Source organism: Mycobacterium colombiense (assembly GCF_003284975.1).
Taxonomy (GTDB): domain Bacteria; phylum Actinomycetota; class Actinomycetes; order Mycobacteriales; family Mycobacteriaceae; genus Mycobacterium; species Mycobacterium europaeum_A.
The window spans coordinates 14,102-32,595 of sequence record NZ_QMEU01000027.1 but is presented as its reverse complement, the minus strand read 5'-3'; the positions used below and the strand labels follow the sequence as shown (position 1 = coordinate 32,595).

16 protein-coding genes are annotated in these 18,494 nt (G+C 67.7%); 11 read left to right on the top strand and 5 right to left on the bottom strand.

The window, feature by feature from the left end:
• Window positions 1-23: 23 nt before the first annotated feature.
• Window positions 24-998, bottom strand: a complete 975-nt coding sequence (locus tag DQP58_RS11975) for an SDR family NAD(P)-dependent oxidoreductase (RefSeq protein WP_112708613.1) — start codon at window positions 996-998, stop codon at window positions 24-26.
• A gap of 81 nt (window positions 999-1,079) precedes the next feature.
• Here DQP58_RS11975 and DQP58_RS11970 point away from each other — a divergent pair, with 81 nt between their 5' ends.
• The 9 genes from DQP58_RS11970 to DQP58_RS11930 all read left to right on the top strand — a co-directional run bounded on the left by DQP58_RS11970 (window position 1,080) and on the right by DQP58_RS11930 (window position 12,175).
• Entirely contained in the window at window positions 1,080-2,843 is a 1,764-nt protein-coding gene (locus tag DQP58_RS11970; RefSeq protein WP_112708612.1) for a nitric oxide reductase activation protein NorD, read from the top strand.
• 55 nt (window positions 2,844-2,898) lie between these two features.
• Window positions 2,899-3,756, top strand: a complete 858-nt coding sequence (locus DQP58_RS11965; RefSeq protein WP_112708597.1) for a CbbQ/NirQ/NorQ/GpvN family protein — start codon at window positions 2,899-2,901, stop codon at window positions 3,754-3,756.
• 81 nt (window positions 3,757-3,837) lie between these two features.
• Window positions 3,838-4,956 carry an ABC transporter substrate-binding protein gene (locus DQP58_RS11960; protein WP_112708596.1) on the top strand — a complete coding sequence of 373 codons (1,119 nt, stop codon included), beginning with the start codon at window positions 3,838-3,840 and terminating at the stop codon, window positions 4,954-4,956.
• Window positions 4,956-6,107 (top strand): spirocyclase AveC family protein, encoded by a 1,152-nt coding sequence (locus DQP58_RS11955; protein WP_112708595.1) that lies wholly within the window; start codon window positions 4,956-4,958, stop codon window positions 6,105-6,107. The genes DQP58_RS11960 and DQP58_RS11955 overlap by 1 nt, the downstream gene beginning before the upstream one ends.
• Window positions 6,100-7,116: an SDR family NAD(P)-dependent oxidoreductase gene (locus DQP58_RS11950; protein ID WP_112708594.1), complete on the top strand. Its 1,017-nt coding sequence runs from the start codon at window positions 6,100-6,102 to the stop codon at window positions 7,114-7,116. The genes DQP58_RS11955 and DQP58_RS11950 overlap by 8 nt, the downstream gene beginning before the upstream one ends.
• A 10-nt stretch (window positions 7,117-7,126) precedes the next feature.
• Entirely contained in the window at window positions 7,127-8,344 is a 1,218-nt protein-coding gene (locus DQP58_RS11945) for a cytochrome P450 (RefSeq protein ID WP_112708593.1), read from the top strand.
• 90 nt (window positions 8,345-8,434) lie between these two features.
• Entirely contained in the window at window positions 8,435-9,919 is a 1,485-nt protein-coding gene (locus DQP58_RS11940) for an aldehyde dehydrogenase family protein (RefSeq protein WP_112708592.1), read from the top strand.
• Between the two features lie 199 nt (window positions 9,920-10,118).
• Window positions 10,119-11,387 (top strand): cytochrome P450, encoded by a 1,269-nt coding sequence (locus DQP58_RS11935; protein ID WP_112708591.1) that lies wholly within the window; start codon window positions 10,119-10,121, stop codon window positions 11,385-11,387.
• Entirely contained in the window at window positions 11,369-12,175 is an 807-nt protein-coding gene (locus DQP58_RS11930; protein WP_430915931.1) for a lysophospholipid acyltransferase family protein, read from the top strand. The genes DQP58_RS11935 and DQP58_RS11930 overlap by 19 nt, the downstream gene beginning before the upstream one ends.
• On the opposite strand, the gene DQP58_RS11925 is transcribed toward DQP58_RS11930, so the two are convergent.
• Window positions 12,172-13,608 carry a WS/DGAT/MGAT family O-acyltransferase gene (locus DQP58_RS11925; RefSeq protein WP_112708589.1) on the bottom strand — a complete coding sequence of 479 codons (1,437 nt, stop codon included), beginning with the start codon at window positions 13,606-13,608 and terminating at the stop codon, window positions 12,172-12,174. The genes DQP58_RS11930 and DQP58_RS11925 overlap by 4 nt on opposite strands.
• Before the next feature lie 176 nt (window positions 13,609-13,784).
• On the opposite strand from DQP58_RS11925, the gene DQP58_RS11920 reads away from it, so the two are divergent.
• On the top strand, window positions 13,785-14,933 hold the full coding sequence (locus DQP58_RS11920) for a thiolase family protein (protein WP_112708588.1): 1,149 nt from the start codon (window positions 13,785-13,787) through the stop codon (window positions 14,931-14,933).
• Window positions 14,930-15,721, top strand: coding sequence for a crotonase/enoyl-CoA hydratase family protein (locus DQP58_RS11915; RefSeq protein WP_112708587.1), 792 nt, complete (start codon window positions 14,930-14,932; stop codon window positions 15,719-15,721). Before DQP58_RS11920 ends, DQP58_RS11915 begins: the two co-directional genes overlap by 4 nt.
• Before the next feature lie 19 nt (window positions 15,722-15,740).
• Here the strand turns inward: DQP58_RS11915 and DQP58_RS11910 are convergent, their stop codons facing one another.
• The 3 genes from DQP58_RS11910 to DQP58_RS11900 are packed head-to-tail and all read right to left on the bottom strand — an operon-like array spanning window position 15,741 to window position 18,369.
• A complete protein-coding gene (locus DQP58_RS11910; RefSeq protein WP_112708586.1) occupies window positions 15,741-16,757 on the bottom strand; it encodes an NAD(P)/FAD-dependent oxidoreductase in 1,017 nt (338 codons plus the stop codon).
• Window positions 16,754-17,254, bottom strand: coding sequence for an isoprenylcysteine carboxyl methyltransferase family protein (locus DQP58_RS11905; RefSeq protein WP_112708585.1), 501 nt, complete (start codon window positions 17,252-17,254; stop codon window positions 16,754-16,756). The genes DQP58_RS11910 and DQP58_RS11905 overlap by 4 nt, the downstream gene beginning before the upstream one ends.
• Window positions 17,255-17,274: 20 nt before the next feature.
• Window positions 17,275-18,369, bottom strand: coding sequence for a type III polyketide synthase (locus DQP58_RS11900; protein WP_112708584.1), 1,095 nt, complete (start codon window positions 18,367-18,369; stop codon window positions 17,275-17,277).
• Between the last annotated feature and the right edge of the window lie 125 nt (window positions 18,370-18,494).

Genomic DNA, 18,494 nt, shown 5'->3' with positions numbered 1-18,494 from the left:
CGGTTGAGCAGATAGTTGGTCAATCAACTCCCTCGGGGTTCGGGGAAGGCCAGCTCGGCGTTACCCGGCATCGGGCTGACACCGCGTCGCTCACACACTTCCAGCACCTCGTCGACGATCGACGCGGGCACGATGAACTTCTCCGTCGAGGAGATCTGCTCGAGATGCGCCGCGATGTCCTCGGCCATCGGACGGCTGTCGGCCTCGGCGAGCCAGCCCTCGGTGAGGCCGACGAACACCCGCGCGTAGCGGCCGGCGGCCGCGGAGTAGTTGCGGTGGGTGAAGGTGCAGGCGGTGCTGGCCAGAAACGTCACCAGCGGTACCACGAGCTCGGGCCGGATGGCTTGCATGAAGCCGGATTCGGCGAGGAACTTCTCGTCGCCGACGGTCTCGGTGACCATCCGCGAGAAGCCGGTAGGCATAACGGAATTGGCGAGTATGCCGTGCGCTTCGCCCTCGATGGCGATGACGTTGGTCAGCCCGACCAACCCGGCCTTGGCCGCCGCGTAGTGGGCCTCCATCGGCTGGCCGAAGATTCCGGCGGACGACGAGATGAACACGAAGCGTCCACCCCCGCTGTTCTTCATCGCCCGGTACGCGGGCTGGGCCAGATGAAAGCCGCCGTCGAGATGCACGCGCAACATCCGCGTCCAGTCGTCGTGCGAGAGATCCTCGAACGCCACGCTGCCGAAAATGCCGGCGTTGCTGACCACCGCGTCCAGGCGCCCGAGCCCATCGACGGCGGCGTCGACGATCGCCTGGCCGCCGGCCGGATTGTCCACGGAGTCATACGAGGCGAGCGCGGTGCCACCGGAGCGTCTGATCTCGTCTACCACCTCGTCGGCGACGCGGGTGTCGGAACCGTCGCCGCGCATGGAGCCGCCGAGGTCGTTGACCACCACCGCCGCACCCCGGCGGGCCAGGTCCAGTGCGTACAGGCGGCCGAGTCCCCGACCGGCCCCGGTCACCACCGCCACCTGGCCGGTGAAGTCAATCATCGTGTGCTCCTGATTCATTGACTGCCGTGCAGCCGGACTTTACGGTGGAACAGATATTTGGTCAACAATCCGGAGGTGTGCGTGGGGGACGACGCCGGGGGCGAGGGGGTGCAGGGGCTCGGCATGCTCGCCTCGGCGCTGGCGGGCCGGGCGACGGCGGTCGCCGAACTGCCCACCGGCGAACCCGCGTGGACGGACGGCCAAACGATCTACGTCGATGCCGCCGCCGAGCCGCGCGCGCGGCTCGAGTCGGTCGCCGTGCACGCCTCGATGATCGCGGCCGGCAGCCTGGATCCCGATCTGGTCGCTAAGTTGGTGCGGCATCGCAAACTGGCCAAGCGCTATCTGGCGGTCGAAGGCCACCGTGCGCTGATCGCGAATGCCGCTTTGCTGCCAACGGTTTTGGCGTCGCTGGGCGACCCTGACATCGCGCGTCGCAGCGATTCGCCGCGCGCGTCGCTGGGCGTCGCCGCGGCACGGGCGGCGCTGCCGGAGCCGCCGCCGCAGTTCGGGGTGCTCCGCGCGGCGAAGGTGGTCGCCGCGTGCGCCCGGGCGGCCAAACAAGACGAAGAGGCCAGGCCCGGACACGTGCCGCGGAGCAACGGCGCAACGGAACTGGACGAGCTCGACGACGGCGAGGTGGACGACTCCGACGATCCCGACCTGTTCAGCAGCCCCGTCGGCGGCGGCGGATTCATCGGCAAGTGGTTGAAGAAGATGCTGTCCTCCGCGCGCAAGACGGGAAGTGGCGGCGGCCCGCCCGGCGCGGACAACCCGACCCATCGCACCAACTCCGGCAAGCGCGGCGCCTACGCCGTCACGTCGCTGGCCTCGACCTCCAGTGACAACGAGGACGCCGAGCGCGAAAGCCAGACCGCCGCGGACGGTGTGCGATATCCGGAATGGGACGTCGCGCGCAAGAGCTACCGGCCGGCCTGGTGCACCGTGCGCGAGATCGATCCGCCGATCAAGGTGTCGGCCACCCAGGCCATCGACGAGGCGGTCGGGGTGCGGCGGCCGCTGTCGCGGCTCGGCATGGGCCTGCACCGCCGCCACCGGCAGGCGCAGGGCGACGACATCGACATCGACGCGGCGGTGGAAGCCCGGGTGGAGGTGCGGGCCGGGTCGGTGCCCGACGAGGCCGTGTACCTGGACAGCCTGCGCCGCCGCCGCGACCTGTCGGTGCTGCTCCTGCTCGACGTGTCGGGCTCGGCGGGCGAACCCGGAACGGTCGGCCGCACGGTGCACGAACAACAGCGTGCGGCGGCGGCCCACCTGACCGTGGCCCTGCACGACCTCGGTGACCGCGTCTCGCTCTACGCCTATTACTCGCAGGGCCGGCGCGCGGTGAGCGTGGTGCCGGTCAAGCGTTTCGACGACCAGCTCAACGCCCAGGTCATCAGGCGGCTCAACAGCCTCGAGCCCGGCGCGTATTCGCGCCTGGGCGCCGCGATCCGCCACGGTGCGGCCACCCTGGAGGCGCGCGGCGGCACGTCACGGCGGCTGCTGGTGGTGCTCTCCGACGGGCTGGCCTACGACCACGGCTACGAGCGGCCATACGGTGCCGCGGACGCGCGCCGCGCGCTCACCGAGGCCCGCCGCCGGGGGACCGGTTGCGTGTGCCTGACGATCGGCGCGGGAACCGACGTGCACTCGTTGCGCCGGGTTTTCGGCAGCACCGCCCATGCGACCATCGCGCACCCCGACCAGCTCGCCGGTGTGATCGGACCCCTGTTCCGCTCCGCGCTGCGTTCGGCGGAGGTGCGCCGCAGGATATCGGTGATGCCAAGGGCCAGAACGCCATTGGCGCACCGGCCCGCCGCCGCCACCGGCCCCGCCACTTGAAACAAACATCTGTTCCGGCTAGGCTCCAATCGCCGGAAGTAGCAGAAGGGAAGCTATGGCCAACGAGTCCGGGCTTGCTTACTTCAACCGAGGGACCCCCGAAGGGGAGCCCGTGCGGCCCTACTACCAAGCGGTCGGCAGCGAAGAGGCCGTTTTCAAGGCGGCCTATCGGCAGGGCCTGGCGTTGGTCCTCAAGGGCCCGACGGGCTGCGGCAAGACGCGATTCGTCGAGGCGATGGCCCACGACCTCGGGCGCCCGCTGATCACCGTCGCCTGCCATGACGACCTCACCACCGCGGACCTGGTCGGCCGCTACCTGCTGCGCGGCGACGAGACGGTATGGGTGGACGGCCCGCTGACCCGGGCGGTGCGCGAAGGGGCGATCTGCTACCTCGACGAGGTGGTGGAAGCCCGGCAGGACACCACGGTGGTGCTGCACCCGCTCGCCGACCACCGGCGACAGCTGCCCATCGAGCGACTCGGCGTCACGCTGGATGCGGCGCCCGGATTCGGCCTGGTGGTGTCCTACAACCCCGGCTATCAGAGCGTGCTCAAGGATCTCAAGGACTCGACGCGACAGCGGATGGTGGCCATCGAATTCGATTTCCCCACAGCCGATATCGAAGAAAGCATCGTCGCGCACGAGGCGGGCGTGGACCGATCCACCGCGGCCGAGTTGGTCCGCTTCGGGCAGGCCATCCGCCGGCTGGAAACCGGTGGGCTGCGCGAGGTGGCGTCGACGCGGGTGCTGATCGCCGCGGGCAGGCTGGTCGCCGAGGGGTTGAGCATGCGCGACGCGGCCCGGGCCGCGATCGCGGGCCCGCTGACCGACGACGTGGCGGTGGGCAAGGCGCTGGGCGAGATGATCGAGATCTACCTCGCGCCCGACGGGTCCGGCGGGTCGGATGATTGACGCTGCATACCGCCCCCGCTAGGGTCTGAACAAATATTAGGTTTGCCATTCGGCGCGCGATTCGGTCACCAGGGAGGTCGGATGTCCTACGAGAGCAGCGCAGAGCCCATCAAGGTCGGCTACCTGATGGACTTCACGCTCCCGCCGGGTTTTCCCGAGGACCTGTTCGCCTCCTTCACCCAGACTTTCGAGCTCATCTTCGAAGAAGCCGTCGCCGAGGGACTGATGGACCGGCCGGTGCAGATGATCTACCGCGAGGTCGAGGGTTTGCCCAAGGGTTCGGTCAAGGCGGTGATCGATGCGTATGGCGAACTCGTCGACGAGGGCTGCCTCGTGGTGTTCGGGCCGAACATCACCGATAACTGCGTGCCGTTGCGAGAAGCGATCGAGGAACGCTTCAAGGTCCCCGCGATCAGCGTGACCGGCACCGACGACTGGCTGGGCGAGTGGACCTTCGCCTTCCCACAGGGATCCATGACCGACGAGCCGATCTTTTTGGCCGACCTCATCGCCAAGCGCGGTCTCGCCGAGATCGGCGTGCTGGTCGAGCAGAGCCTGATCGGGGAGAGCTACCTGAAGAACCTGCGAAGTGCCTGCCGACGCAAGGGCATTCGGATCGTCGCCGAAGTTGCCATCGCGCAGACGGCCCAGGACATCAACGCCGCGGTGCAGACGCTGCACGAGGCCAAGGCCGAGGCGATCGTGCACCTCGGCTTCGGCTTCGGCATCGTCTTCATCAACCCGGCGCTCGAGTCGCTCGGCTGGGACCCGCCCCGCTTCACCACGACTGCGTGGCAGAACGCCTGGGTCAACCCGATCATGTGGAACGCGTTCATGGGCTGGACGGGTGTGGACCAGTACGACGAAGCGAACCGGATCGGCCAGGACTTCCTCGACAGGTACGCGGCGAAGTACAACGGCAGTCGCCCCGAGTTCTGTGTGACCGTGGTTAACCGCGACGTCGCCGCGACGTTGGTGCGCGCGTTCACCGACGCCCATCCGTTGAGTCCCCGGGGCGTCAAAGAGGCGTTGGAACGGGTCAAGATGATGCCCGCCGCCTCCGGCGCTCCAGGCACCCGGGTGTCGTTCGGCAAGTGGACGCGCCGCGCCTGGATGGGTGCGGGCTATCTGGTGGCGCGGACCCTCGACGCCGACGGCATCAACTCGCACTTAGTGGATCGCTTCGGAGAGGAAGACTGATGTCCACAGAACAATCCGTCCCGCTGACCACCGACGGCGAACCCGTCGCGGCCGGCGGGCGCAAGCGCGGCCGGGGCGGTTGGATCGCCGGCGTGGCGCTGGCCGCCTTCGCGCTGTTCTTCATCGCGAATTGCCGTGTGGCCCTTGACCCTCGCGTCGCGAACCCAGGCGTGCAGGGCCGGCCGCGCCCGGTGAAGTTCACGTTCGGGCTGGACTACATCGGATTTTTGGACTGGGCCACGGTGGTGGCGCTGATCGTGCTGTTGGTCGTCTTCATCAGGGGCTGGCGCCGCAATCCCGGCAGCCCGGTGATGCTGATGTTCTTGTGTACCACGCTGATCGTGTGGCAGGACCCGATCATGAACTGGTCGCCGTTCGCGGTCTACAACCCCGATCTTGTGCACTGGCCGGAATCCTGGCCGCTGGTGTCGTTGTCGCCGACGGTCGAACCGTTCGTGGTCTTCGGTTACGTGATGTTCTACTTCGGCCCCTACTTCCCGGCTGTCTGGCTACTGCGCAGGCTGCAGGCGAAGTACGGGCCCACCGGTTACGTGTCGCGGCATCCCCTGATCAGCCTGGGGTTGATCACGCTGGCGATCGGTTTCATCTTCGATGCCTTCCTGGAAAACATCCTGATCCACTGGGGCATGTACATCTACTCGCAGGTGATCCCGTGGGGATCGGTGTTCACCGGCACCACCTTCCAGTTCCCGCTGATCTGGGAGTCGTTTTCGGTGTGCTTCGTGATGGTCCCCGCGGCGATCCTGTGCTATCGCGACGACACCGGTAAGTCCGTGGCGGAAAAGCTTGCCGCAAAAGCGAAGTTGTTCCCCACGCGACCGGTGCTCGGCACGTTCCTGGTGATGTTCGTCATCATCAACGTGTCGTACTTCGCCTACGGTGGCTGGTTCTGGGCCATCAAGGCCAGTCACGCCGCCACGTCGGTGGCCTGTCCGTGGCCGTATCCCGAGGCCAAAGTGTATGACCCGCAAGGCTTCTATGAGAAGGCCGGCGCCCAGGGACCGTACTCGGTCGGCATCTGGTCGACGTGGGCGAGCGGGGAGCCCAACGGCCGGCCCCACGTCGATCCTCCACCGCCGGGCGAAGGCGCTTGCGCTGTCCAGGATCAAAAGGCGGACCGGCATGGCTGAGCCGCGCGCCGTCGTCATCACCGGTGCATCCCGCGGACTGGGCTTCGCCTCGGCGGTGCGGATGTATCGCGAAGGATGGCGCGTGGTCGCGGCCATGCGCACTCCCGACCAGGCGATGCCGCTGCTGCGCAAGGCCATTGAGGATCAGGGTCTGGCCGCGCCCGACGACGACCGGCTGATCGGCGTCCAGCTCGACCTGACCGACAGCGCGTCGATCGCCGCGGCGGCCAAGTCGATCGAAGATGCCGTGGGCGCTCCGTACGCGCTGGTGCACAACGCGGGCATCTCGGCCGCCGGCATGGTCGAGGAAACCGATATGGCGTTGTGGCAGCGCATGCTGGCCACCAGCCTCCTGGGCCCCGTCACGCTCACCCAGGCGTTGTTGCCGTCGATGCGGGCGGCGGGCCAGGGGCGAATCGTCCTGGTGTCCAGTGCGGCCGGGGTGCGCGGCCAGCCCGCCACCGCGCCGTACTCGGCGGCCAAGGGGGCGCTGGAGCGCTGGGGCGAATCGATGGCGTGCGAGATCGCGCCGTTCGGCCTCGGCGTCACCGTCCTGGTGGCCGGCACTTACGACACCGAGATCATCACCGACGCCGGCACCACCGATGACCGCAACTTCGGCGGCCCGTACGCCCGGCTGCACAACACCATGAACAGCCGCGGGCGTTTCGCGATGAAGATGGCCCGCCCACCCGAGCGGTTCACCGACGGCCTGCTCAGGGCGATCGAGGATAGGGGTGCGTTCCGCCGGCGGGGCATCGGCCCGGATGCCTCGATGCTGTTGGTGGCCAACAGGATTCTGCCGGCGGCGGGCATGCACCACATGTCGCGGGTCGTGCTGGGCATACCCCGTCAGGGCTCGATGCGCGACGGCGCGTGGCCCCTGACGACAAGCCAAAAGGCGATGGTGTTCGTCGCCCGTGTTCTTCCGCAGCCGGCACTGCAGCGCTTGGCCGCGGTGGCCGGGCGGTTTTCGTCATCGAAGAACGCGGCACAGCAAGGGGATTGAAGGGGCAATCATGGAACAACTTTTCGACGATCTGGAAGACTTCGGCGCCTTCGACGACGCGATATCCGGTGACGTGCGTGACCCGTACACCGAATTGGCGCGGATACGTCACGAGGAACCAGTGCAGCGACTCGAGACCTCCGGGGCGCTGCCGCATGAGGAATCGCTGCCGATGTTCATCGTGTATCGCCACGAGGACATCCAGCAGATGCTGCGCGACAACGAGACGTTCTCGTCGTCGGCGGTGATCGCGGCGTTCGGCCCGGTGCTGGGCGAGGGCGTGATGCTCGGCATGGACGAGCCGATCCACGGGCGGCTGCGCTCGCTGGTCTCGAAGGCGTTCTCGCAGAAGTCATTGGCGCGCTGGCAAGACGAGTTGGTAGGCCGGGTGGCCAACGGCCTGATCGACAAGTTCGCGGCCAATGGAAAGGCGGACCTGGTCAAGGAATTCACCTTCGACTACCCGAGCCAGGTCATCGCCGGGTTGCTGGGGTTGCCGGAAAAGGATTATCCACAATTCCAGCGGTGGTCGATTTCGCTGCTGAGCTGGCTGGTGAACCCCGAACGCGGGCTCGCGGCCTCAGCGGCCCTGTGTGAATACTTCGCGCCGATACTCGAGGCCCGCCGGGCGGAGCCGAAGGACGATCTGATCAGTGCCCTCGGTGCGGCGGAGATCGACGGGGAGAAGCTCGCGGACGAGGAGATCTTCTCGTTCCTGCGGCTGCTGTTGCCCGCCGGTGTCGAGACGACCTACCGCGCGCTGGGCAGCCTGTTGTTGGCGCTGCTGTCGGATCCCGAGCAGCTGGATGCCATCCGCGCGGATCGGTCGCTGCTGCCCCAGGCCATCGAGGAGGGCGTGCGGTGGGAAGCGCCGCTGTTGACGATCACCCGGGTGGCCACCCGCGACACCGAACTCGGCGGTGTGGCGATTCCGGCCGGCGCGACGGTTATGCCGATGCTGGGTTCGGCCAACCGGCAGGAAGATCGGTATCCCGATCCGAACACGTTCAACATCCATCGGGAGGCCCGGGCGAACCTGGCCTGGGGACACGGCGTGCACGTCTGCCTCGGCATGCACCTGGCGCGCCTCGAGATGCGCACGGCCATCAACCTGCTGCTCGACCGGCTGCCGAATCTCCGGCTGGACCCCGAGGGGGACGACCCGCACATCCGCGGCCAGGTCTTCCGGTCACCGACGTCGGTTCCGGTGCTGTTCGACCCCCAATAACCGGCCCCGCAGTGGTTGCAACTTGCCAATCGGCTAGTTTGCGGTAAGGCTCTCCGTAGCCCCTCAATGACCCAGAAGAGAGTGACAGATATGACTGAGGCTGTAAAGGTCCGCTTCGAGCCGAAGATGATGATCGACGGCAAGCTCGTCGACGGGCAAGCCGGCACGTTCACCAACATCAACCCGGCGACCGAAGAGCAGCTCGGCGAGGTGGCCGACGCCTCGAAGGAGGACATGCACCGGGCCATCGACGCCGCCCGGCGCGCCTTCGACGAGACCGACTGGTCGACCAACAAGGAGTTGCGCAAGCGCTGCCTGCTGCAGCTGCACGAGGCGATCGAGTCCGAGATCGACGAGCTGCGCGAGGAGCTGATCCTCGAGGTCGGCTCGCCCCGGGCCATCACCTTTGGGCCTCAGCTGGACGCGCCACTGGAAGACGGGTTGAAGTACCCGGCCCGGCTGATCGACGAGTACGCCTGGGAAACCGACCTGGGCGACAAGGTGATCAGCCTGACCGGCACGCTGACCACCCGCAAGGTGTGGCGGGAACCGGTGGGAGTCGTCGGCGCGATCGTGCCGTGGAACTTCCCCTTCGAGGTCACCCTCAACAAGCTGGGCCAGGCGCTGGGCACCGGCAACACGGTGGTGCTCAAGCCCGCACCGAACACGCCGTTCAATGCGACCCGGCTGGGCCGGCTCATCGCGGAGAAGACCGACATCCCCGCCGGCGTGGTCAACGTCGTCACCGCCTCGGACCACTTCGTGGGTGAGGAGCTGACGCTGTCGCCGAAGGTCGACCTGATCTCGTTCACCGGCTCGACGGTGGTGGGCAAGCGGATCATGGAGAAAGGCGCCGCGACCATGAAGCGGCTGTTCCTCGAACTCGGCGGCAAGTCGGCCACCATCGTCTTGGAGGACGCGGACTTCGCGACGGCCTGCATGGTCGGCATCGCGCCCTGCATGCACGCCGGTCAGGGTTGCGCGAACCCCACCCGGTTGCTGCTGCCGCGGTCGCGCTACGACGAGGGCGTGGAGATCCTGAAGAACATCTACGAAAACGTCACATGCGGCGACCCGCAGGACCCGGGAACGCTGTGTGGGCCGGTGATCTCGCAACGGCAGTTCGACCGCGTGACCGGCTACATCCGCAAGGGCGTCGAAGAGGGCGCCACGGCGCTGGTCGGCGGCCCCGGCGCGGAAACGGGCTTCGACAAGGGATACTTCATCCGGCCAACGCTTTTCACCAATGTCGACAACAAGATGACCATTGCGCAGGAGGAGATCTTCGGCCCGGTGCTCTCGGTGATCCCGTTCGACGACGAAGAGGACGCGATCCGGATCGCCAACGACAGCGTGTACGGGTTGGCCGGCAACGTGTTCGCCGGCTCCCTCGAGCGTGCGCTGTCGGTGACCCGTCGCATCAAGGCCGGCTTCATGGGCGTCAATGGGGGCGCCCCGTACGGTGCCGACACGCCGTTCGGCGGTTACAAGGAAAGCGGTGTGGGCCGCCAGAACGGTGTGGCCGGATTCGACCAGTACACCGAGATCAAGTCGGTCGCCTACCCGGCCGGGTAGCAAGGTTCCCTTTTCGGCGAGATTGCCGTCAGGGTCGCGATTTTCGGCTTGATCGCGACCGTGGCGGCAACCTCCGTTTCGGACCCTCTTTTCGGGCTCCTCGGCTTGACCTAATATTTGTTCAGCCTTAGATTGGCTGGAGAGGTCGCGCCCCCGGGTTGACGTCGGTGCGCGGTTACCTGGATGCCTAGGAGTCCTGTTGAGCGAATTCGATTCGGTTGATTTCTTCACCGACCTGTCCCTGATTCCCGATCCGTACCCGTACTTCGACCACCTGCGCGCGCGGTGCCCGGTGCTGGCACGACCCGAGCAGGGCGTCCTGGCCGTAACGGGGCACTCCGAAGCGCTCGCGGTCTATAAGGATCCGGCGTTCTCGTCCTGCGTCTCGGTCGCCGGCCCGTTTTCGGGGCTGCCGTTCGAGCCCGAGGGCGACGACATCGGCCACTTGATCGAACAGCACCGCTCGCAGATCCCGATGAGCGAACACATCGTGACGCAGGACCCACCGGAGCACGCCCGCACGCGGGGTCTGCTCAGCCGCCTGCTCACACCCAAGCGGCTCAAGGAAAACGAAGACTTCATGTGGCGACTCGCCGATGAGCAGCTCGACGAGTTCATGTCCCGCGGCCGCTGCGAATTCCTCGACCAGTACGCGCGACCGTTCTCCGGCCTGGTCATCGCCGACCTGTTGGGAGTTCCCATCGAGGATCACGAAGAGTTTCGGGATGTGTTCTCGGGCAAGTTCTCCGGTGGTGTCGAGGACGACTCGGTGACGCGCGCGCACAATCCGCTGGAATACCTCGACGAGAAATTCACCACGCACATCACCGAACGCCGCCGAGCGCCACGCGAAGACGTGTTGACCGAGCTGGCCCAGGCGAAGTATCCCGACGGTTCGACTCCCGATGTCATAGACGTCGTCCGGCTGGCGACGTTCCTGTTCGCGGCCGGTCAGGAAACCACGACGAAGCTGCTGAGCTTTGGCGTCCGCACGCTCGCGGAGAACCCGGAGTTGCAAAAGCTGCTCCGGGAAGACCGCGGCCGCATACCGAATTTCGTCGAAGAGACGCTCCGCATGGAGAGCCCGGTCAAATGTCACTTCCGGATGGCGCGCACGACGACATCGATCGGCGACACCGAGGTCCCGGCGGGAAGCACCGTCATGTTGCTACCCGGCGCGAGCAATCGGGATGCGCGAAAGTTCGAGCAGCCCGACGAGTTCCGCATCGACCGGCCCAACGTGCGCGAGCATGTGGCCTTCGGTCGCGGCAATCACTCGTGCCCGGGCGCACCGCTGGCCCGCGCGGAGGGGCGGATCTCGTTGAACCGCATACTCGACCGGATGGGAGACATCGCGATCGCCGAGGCCGAGCACGGACCGCGGGACGCCCGCCGCTACACCTACGACCCGACCTGGCAGATGCGGGGCCTGTCCGAGCTACACCTCGAATTCACCCCGATGTCGTGACCTCCCACCAAGTCGGCGAGTGGGATCCGGACTTTACCGAGCGTTTCGTCACCGCGGCAGAACCCCTGGCGCGGCGCTGGTTTCGCTTCGAGGTGCATGGGCTGGAATCGGTGCCGCCTCGTGGCGGTGCCCTGATCGTCGGCAACCACTCGGGCGGCATGCTCACGCCCGACGTGCTGATCTTCGCGGCGGCGTTCTACCGAAGGTTCGGCTACCGACGCCCGTTGTACACGCTCGGCCACGACGGGATGTTCGTCGGGCCGATGTCGGGATGGCTGACCCGACTCGGGGTCATTCGCGCGACGTCGAAGAACACCGCGCAGGCGTTGCGATCCGGCGGTGTGGTGCTGGTGTTTCCGGGCGGCGTTTACGACGCCTATCGACCGACCTTGGCCGAGAACGTCATCGATTTCAACGGTCGCACCGGGTACGTCAGGGCGGCGATCGACGCGCGGGTGCCGATCGTGCCGGTGGTCTCCATCGGTGGACAGGAAAGCCAGCTGTTCCTCACCCGCGGGACGTGGCTGGCCAAGCGGCTGGGCCTGTCGCGCTGGCGCTCGGACATTCTGCCCATCACCGTGGGATTTCCGTTCGGGCTCAGCATGATCGTGCCACCCAACCTGCCGTTGCCGACCAAGATCGTCAGCGCAGTCCTCGAGCCGATCGACGTCGCCACCCGGTTCGGCGATGAGCCCGGCGTCGCCGACGTTGACGCGCATGTCCGTTCGGTCATGCAGGCCGCCCTGGACGGCTTGGCTCGCCAGCGACGCTTTCCCGTCCTGGGCTAGGGCTTCGCCGTGGCTTGCGGCATCGCGCCCGGCACGGTGGTTAGGTCATCGGACAAGCCTGCGGCAGCGCGGATTTCGCGGAATGCGCCGATCATGGCGTCGGTGAGTTCATGGGGGTCGCCCAGGGTGCGGTCGTCGGCGATCACCGATATGTTGAGCTGATCGACGTAGCTCCACACGGTGATGTTGATCCCGCAGGCGGTGATCAACGGTCCGGCGGAATAGATTTCACTGACCGGGGCACCGGCGATACGGCCGCGCTCACGCGGCCCCATCACGTTGGAGATCGGGATGTTGAACAACCTGTTTCGGGTGTACCGCCGGGCCAGCCACCGGAACGCCAGGGGGGCCGCAGCGCCCGGCAGGTAGCTGATCAACCTGCCATAGAGTTCCGGGCCGAACAGCTCGTTGTTCTCCTTGGCAATCGTCGTTGCCACCGACGTCAGGCGCACCCGTCGCAGCGGATCGCCGATGTGGGTGGGTAGCGACACCGCCATGCCGCCGAGCTCGTTGCCGCTGATCCGCTGCGGTGATCTGTCCGTAGTGGCCGGGACGGAGGCGACCAGGGGCTGGTTTGCGCTGCCGTCGTAGCGCAAGAGCAGTTCGCGCAGCGCGCCCGCAGCGATCGCCATCACCATGTCGTTGATGGTGATCTGCAGCTGCTTACCGGTCTGTTTGACCTGAGGTAGCGACAGTGTCGCGGTGGCGAAAGTCCTTGCTGGCGAGACGATGTGGTTGAGGAAAGTCGGCGGCGCGTGCAGCATCCGGGCGAGGTCCGGTTGGCTGCCGCGCTGCCGGGCACGCCGCCGCAGCCGCCGCGCCCCGCTCAGCGCCTCGGCTAGCACCCCGGGTAACGCGGCGGCCTGCCGGGCATGATCCGCGGCGGCCGCACGCAGCAGCCGCGCCGTCGAGGGCGGAGTGCACGTCGTGTCGTTGTCCCGGTCGTCCTGCACCGGGCCGGTCAGATCCATGAGTCTGGTCAGCAGATTGGCTGAGGCGACGCCGTCGGCCAGGGCGTGGTGCATCTTGCCGATGATCGCGAACTTGTTGTCCGCCAAGCCTTCGGCGAAGTGGAACTCCCACAGCGGACGGTTGCGGTCCAGGGGCACCCCGGCAATCTGTCCGATCACCTCGTCGAGCTCGCGGCGGCCGCCCGGGGCGGGCACCCGAACGCGCCGCACATGATAGTCGAGGTCGACCGCGCAATTCTGCAGCCACATCGGACGATGCAATCGCCACGGGATGTCGATCAGCTTGTAGCGCAACGGATCCAGCCGATGCAGTCGCCGGTGCAGCGTGCGTCGGAAAACGTCGAAGCTGACCTCGCCGTCGTAGCCGGCGGTGTCGACGATCGCCACCTTCAAGGTGTGGGTATGCAGGCTCGGCGTCTCGCTGTACAGCAGCATCGCGTCCATGCCGTTGAGCCGCTTCACCCGACCATTATTGCCCTGCAGCCGCGGCCAGGAGAACAAAATTCTGGTTCGCCGGCGCGCGGCGAGCCCGGCTTCGCGCCAGAACCACCCCCGGGCTCCACCCGCCCAACCCCTTGGTTGACAATCGAGGAAAGACTCCATTCTTTCGAAGTCCACGTGTCAAAGGAGACAAGACCATGGCTGAAGCCGTCATCGTCGAGGCAGTGCGTTCACCGATCGGCAAGCGCAACGGCGGATTGTCCGGGGTGCACCCGGCGGATCTTTCCGCGCAGGTGCTCAACGGCCTGGTCGACAAGGCGGGCGTCGACCCGGCCCTGGTCGACGACGTCATCTGGGGCTGCGTCATGCAGGCCGGCGAGCAGGCCCTCGACATCGGCCGCACCGCCCTGCTGACCGCCGGCTGGCCCGAGACCGTCCCGGGCGTGACCGTGGACCGCCAGTGCGGCTCGAGCCAGCAGTCCATCCACTTCGCGGCCGCCGGCGTCGTCGCCGGACATTACGACGTCGTCGTCGCCGGTGGTGTCGAGTCGATGTCGCGGACCCCGATGGGTGCCTCGCTGGCCAACGGCGGGCGCCCGTATCCCCAGGCCTTCCTGGACCGCTACCAAGGCCAGATCCCCAACCAGGGCATCGGCGCGGAGATGATCGCCGAGCAGTGGGGGTTCGACCGCACCACGCTGGACCAGTTCAGCCTCGACTCACACGAAAAGGCCGCCGCCGCACAGGATTCCGGCGCTTTCGACGACCAGATCGTCGGGATCAAGGACTCCGAGGGAAACGTCGTCCTCAAGGACGAGGGCATCCGCCGCGGCACGCCAATGGAGAAGATGGCCTCGCTGAAGCCGGCCTTCAAGGAGGACGGCGTGATCCACGCCGGCAACTCGTCGCAGATCTCCGACGGCTCGGCGGCGATCCTGTTCATGTCCGCCGAGAAGGCCAAGGAACTGGGGCTCAAGCCGATAGCCAAGGTGCACACCGCGACCCTGGCCGGCGCCGACCCGGTGATCATGCTGACTGCGCCCATCCCGGCCACCCAGAAGGTGCTCAAGCGATCCGGACTGTCGATCGGCGACATCGGCGCCTACGAGGTCAACGAGGCGTTCGCGCCGGTCCCGCTGGCCTGGCTCAAGGACATCGGCGCCGACGAGAGCAAGCTCAACCCCAACGGCGGCGCCATCGCGCTGGGCCACCCGCTCGGCGGATCCGGTGCCCGGATCATGACCACGCTGCTGTATCACATGCGGGACAAGGGAATTCAGTACGGGCTGCAGACCATGTGTGAAGGCGGCGGCCAGGCCAACGCCACCATCGTGGAACTGTTGTGACCCAGCCGCCGGGGGCCCTGGCCGAGCGTCGGGGCAACGTGATGGTGATAACCATCAACCGGCCGGAAGCCCGCAACGCGGTGAACGCCGCCGTCAGCATCGGCCTCGGGGATGCGCTCGACGAGGCGCAGCACGACCCCGAGGTGCGGGCGGTGGTGGTCACCGGCGCCGGCGACAAGTCGTTCTGCGCCGGGGCCGACCTCAAGGCGATCGCGCGCCGGGAGAATCTGTATCACCCGGACCATCCCGAATGGGGCTTCGCCGGGTACGTGCACCACTTCATCGACAAGCCCACGATCGCGGCGGTCAACGGTACCGCCCTGGGCGGTGGCACCGAGTTGGCGCTGGCCAGCGATCTGGTGGTGGCCGACGAACGCGCGCAGTTCGGTCTGCCCGAGGTCAAGCGCGGCCTGATCGCCGCCGCGGGCGGCGTGTTCCGCATCGTCGAGCAGCTGCCCCGCAAGGTGGCGATGCGGCTGCTGCTGACCGGCGAACCGCTGTCCGCGGCCGCCGCCTGCGAATGGGGCCTGATCAACGAGGTCGTCGCGCAGGGCTGCGTGCTGGACGCCGCGCTGGCCCTGGCCGAGCGCGTCACCGTCAACGCGCCGCTATCGGTGCAGGCCAGCAAGCGGGTGGCCTACGGCGTCGACGACGGTGTCGTCGTCGGCGACGAACCGGGCTGGGAGCGCACCATTCGCGAGATGAAGGCGCTGCTCAAGTCCGAGGACGCCAAAGAGGGACCGTTGGCGTTCGCCGAGAAGCGGGAGCCGGTGTGGAAGGCGCGCTAGTGCGGGCGCGATATCAGCGCTAATGCGCGAGGATGTTGACCCCGCGGCCGAACATCGCGGGTAGCAACTCGCAGGTCGGGACGACCGCGCGGCGCACCGGCCGCGGCGTGCTGGCCAGCACCAGCGTGCGGGTGAGCAGCCGATAATCGCGGGTGATCCGGTGCCACGCCTTCTCGTACGCGGCCGGCCTCGCGTTGACGATGGCGTCGACCGCCGCGGCGGACTGCTTGAACGCCAGGCTGATGCCCTCGCCGGTGAGCGCGTCCTCGTAGCCGGCCGCGTCCCCGACCAGCAGCACGCGCCCCGCGACCCGGCGCGAGACCACCTGCCGCAGGGGGCCGCAGCCGCGGGGCTGCCCGGGCACGGCGCCCTGCAGCTGGCGGGCCAGCCGCGGGAACCACGCCAGATCGGGCCGGCCGCGCGACAGGATGGCCACACCGACCAGGTCGGGCTCGACCGGTGTCACGTACGCCTCGCCCCAGCGCGACCAGTGCACCTCGACGAATTCCGACCAGGCCGGCACCCGGTAGTGCCAACGCACGCCGTAGCGTCGCGGCGTCCCCGCGGTCGCGGTGATTCCGACGGCGCGACGCACCTGCGAATGCAGCCCGTCGGCGGCCACCAACCATTTCGCGCGAACCCCGGCGGCCGAGACGCCGTGGGCGTCCTGCGCCACCTTCGTTACCCGCGCGCGGATCCAGTCGGTGTCCTGCTCCTTGGCGCGCGCGGCCAGCGCCGCGTGCAACGTTGTGCGGCGCACGCCGCGCCCCGGCCCGCCACGAAATTGCGCCTGCGCTCGCCGCCGCTCACTCACGTACGCGATCCCGTGAAAGGGCATGCCGACGGGATCCACGCCCAACGAGGTCAATTCGGCCAAGCCGCCCGGCATCAACCCCTCGCCACACGCCTTGTCGATGGGGCCGTCCCGCGGTTCGGCCACGATCACCGAAAGTCCTTGGCGGCGAGCGTGTAACGCCGTCGCCAGCCCGCCCGGGCCGCCGCCGACGATCAACAGGTCCGCGTCGTACCCGGTCACGTGTAGCCCAACGCCGAGTTCTCCACCTGCAGGCGCACCCTGAGCAACGCGGCGTTGGCCAGCGTGAACAGCGCCGCGGTCAGCCACGCCGTATGCACCAGCGGCAACGCCAACCCTTCGGCCACCACTGCAACATAGTTCGGGTGGTGCAGCCAGCGGTAGGGGCCCTGACGCACCAGCGGCGCCTGCGGCAGCACGATCACGCGGGTGTTCCATCGCCGGCCCAGCGTCGTGATGCACCACCAGCGCAGCGCCTGGCTGACCACCACCACCGCCAGCATCGGCCAGCCCAACCACGCGATGAAGGGCCGGTGCAGCGCCCACGGCTCGACGAGGCAGCCGACCAGCAACGCGGTGTGAATGGTCACCATCACCGGATAATGGGACCGGCCAAACTCCTTGCCGCCCTGCGTAAACGACCATCGTGCATTGCGGGTGGACACCATCAGCTCCGCCACGCGCTCCAGCCCGACCGCCAGCACCAGCAGGTAATACATGGCTACAGTCTTTACCAGCTCTACCAGGCCAGCAGCACCAGCTCGGAGCAGAACGCCGGGCCCATCGCGATCATCAACCCGATCGAACCCGGCGGGGGCGGATCGGCGAGGTTGGCCGCGAGCACGTCGAGCACCGAGACCGACGACAGGTTGCCGTTCTGGCGCAACGAGTTTCGTGTGTGGTCGAGAGCGTCCGGGGGGAGGTCCAGGACGCTCTCGACGGTCTCTATCACCCGCGGGCCGCCCGGGTGGCACACCCAGGTCGTCACATCGCGCGGGGCCAGCCCGTGGTCGGCGAGGAAATCGCCGACGTCGTCGCCCAGATGTTTCTCGGCGATGGTGGCGACGTCGGCGGACAACACGATCCGGAAGCCGTCGGCGCCGATCTTCCAGCCCATGATCCCCTCGGTATCGGGATAGAGGTGGCTGCGGGTGGCCAGCACGCGAGGACCGGTGTGTTCGCGGCCGGCGCGGTTGGCGCCCTCGGTGATCACCGCCGCCGACCCGTCCCCGAACAGGCTGGTGGCGACGAGATTGGCGACCGACTTGTCCTGGCGTTGAACGGTCAGCGAGCACAGCTCCACCGCGAGCAGCGCGGCCGTGTGATCGGGGAAGGCGCGCAGGTAGTCGTGCATACGCGCCACACCCGCCGCACCGGCGACACATCCCAGGCCGAACAGCGGGACACGCTTGACGTCGGGGCGCAGCCCGACCCGCGTCGCCAGCCGCGCCTCCAGCGTGGGAACCGCCAGCCCGGTGACCGTCGTGGAGAACACGATGTCGAGCTCCGATGGCTTGACCTTGGCCTCATCCAGCGCGGCCACCAGCGCCTGCTCACCCAGGTCGAGCGCGACCTCGAGGTAGGCGTCGTTGGCCTCGGTGAAGCCGCTCAGCTCGCGATAGCGCGGCAGCCGCAGTGCGGTATTGCGGAACTCCACCCCGCTGCTCGACGCGAAACGGCGAAAGTCCGGACCGGCGATGTCGGTGAGCGCGCAGATGGCTTCGCTTTGGGTATAGCGATTGGGTGGAAACTTCACCGCAACGCCGGCAATGGACGGATTTCTCGGCGCGATGCCCGACGAGCCGGCGAATTCACGGCTTCTCTCATGGTCCACGTACAGGTGACGGTGCCGCGGCGCCGCCGGTTCAACTGAACACCGCGCGGGCGGCCCGCTTCGCGCAATCGTCCGACTCCTGCGCACGCCTCGAGCGGCGCGCGGCGTCGTCCGGTTAGGGTCGG

What these genes read in the sequence shown, in the direction of transcription:
- DQP58_RS11975 (WP_112708613.1), bottom strand. Translation starts at nt 998, where the DNA reads ATGATTGACTTCACCGGCCAGGTGGCGGTGGTGACCGGGGCCGGTCGG.
- DQP58_RS11965 (WP_112708597.1), top strand. Translation starts at nt 2,899, where the DNA reads ATGGCCAACGAGTCCGGGCTTGCTTACTTCAACCGAGGGACCCCCGAA.
- DQP58_RS11960 (WP_112708596.1), top strand. Translation starts at nt 3,838, where the DNA reads ATGTCCTACGAGAGCAGCGCAGAGCCCATCAAGGTCGGCTACCTGATG.
- DQP58_RS11955 (WP_112708595.1), top strand. Translation starts at nt 4,956, where the DNA reads ATGTCCACAGAACAATCCGTCCCGCTGACCACCGACGGCGAACCCGTC.
- DQP58_RS11950 (WP_112708594.1), top strand. Translation starts at nt 6,100, where the DNA reads ATGGCTGAGCCGCGCGCCGTCGTCATCACCGGTGCATCCCGCGGACTG.
- DQP58_RS11945 (WP_112708593.1), top strand. Translation starts at nt 7,127, where the DNA reads ATGGAACAACTTTTCGACGATCTGGAAGACTTCGGCGCCTTCGACGAC.
- DQP58_RS11940 (WP_112708592.1), top strand. Translation starts at nt 8,435, where the DNA reads ATGACTGAGGCTGTAAAGGTCCGCTTCGAGCCGAAGATGATGATCGAC.
- DQP58_RS11920 (WP_112708588.1), top strand. Translation starts at nt 13,785, where the DNA reads ATGGCTGAAGCCGTCATCGTCGAGGCAGTGCGTTCACCGATCGGCAAG.
- DQP58_RS11905 (WP_112708585.1), bottom strand. Translation starts at nt 17,254, where the DNA reads ATGTATTACCTGCTGGTGCTGGCGGTCGGGCTGGAGCGCGTGGCGGAG.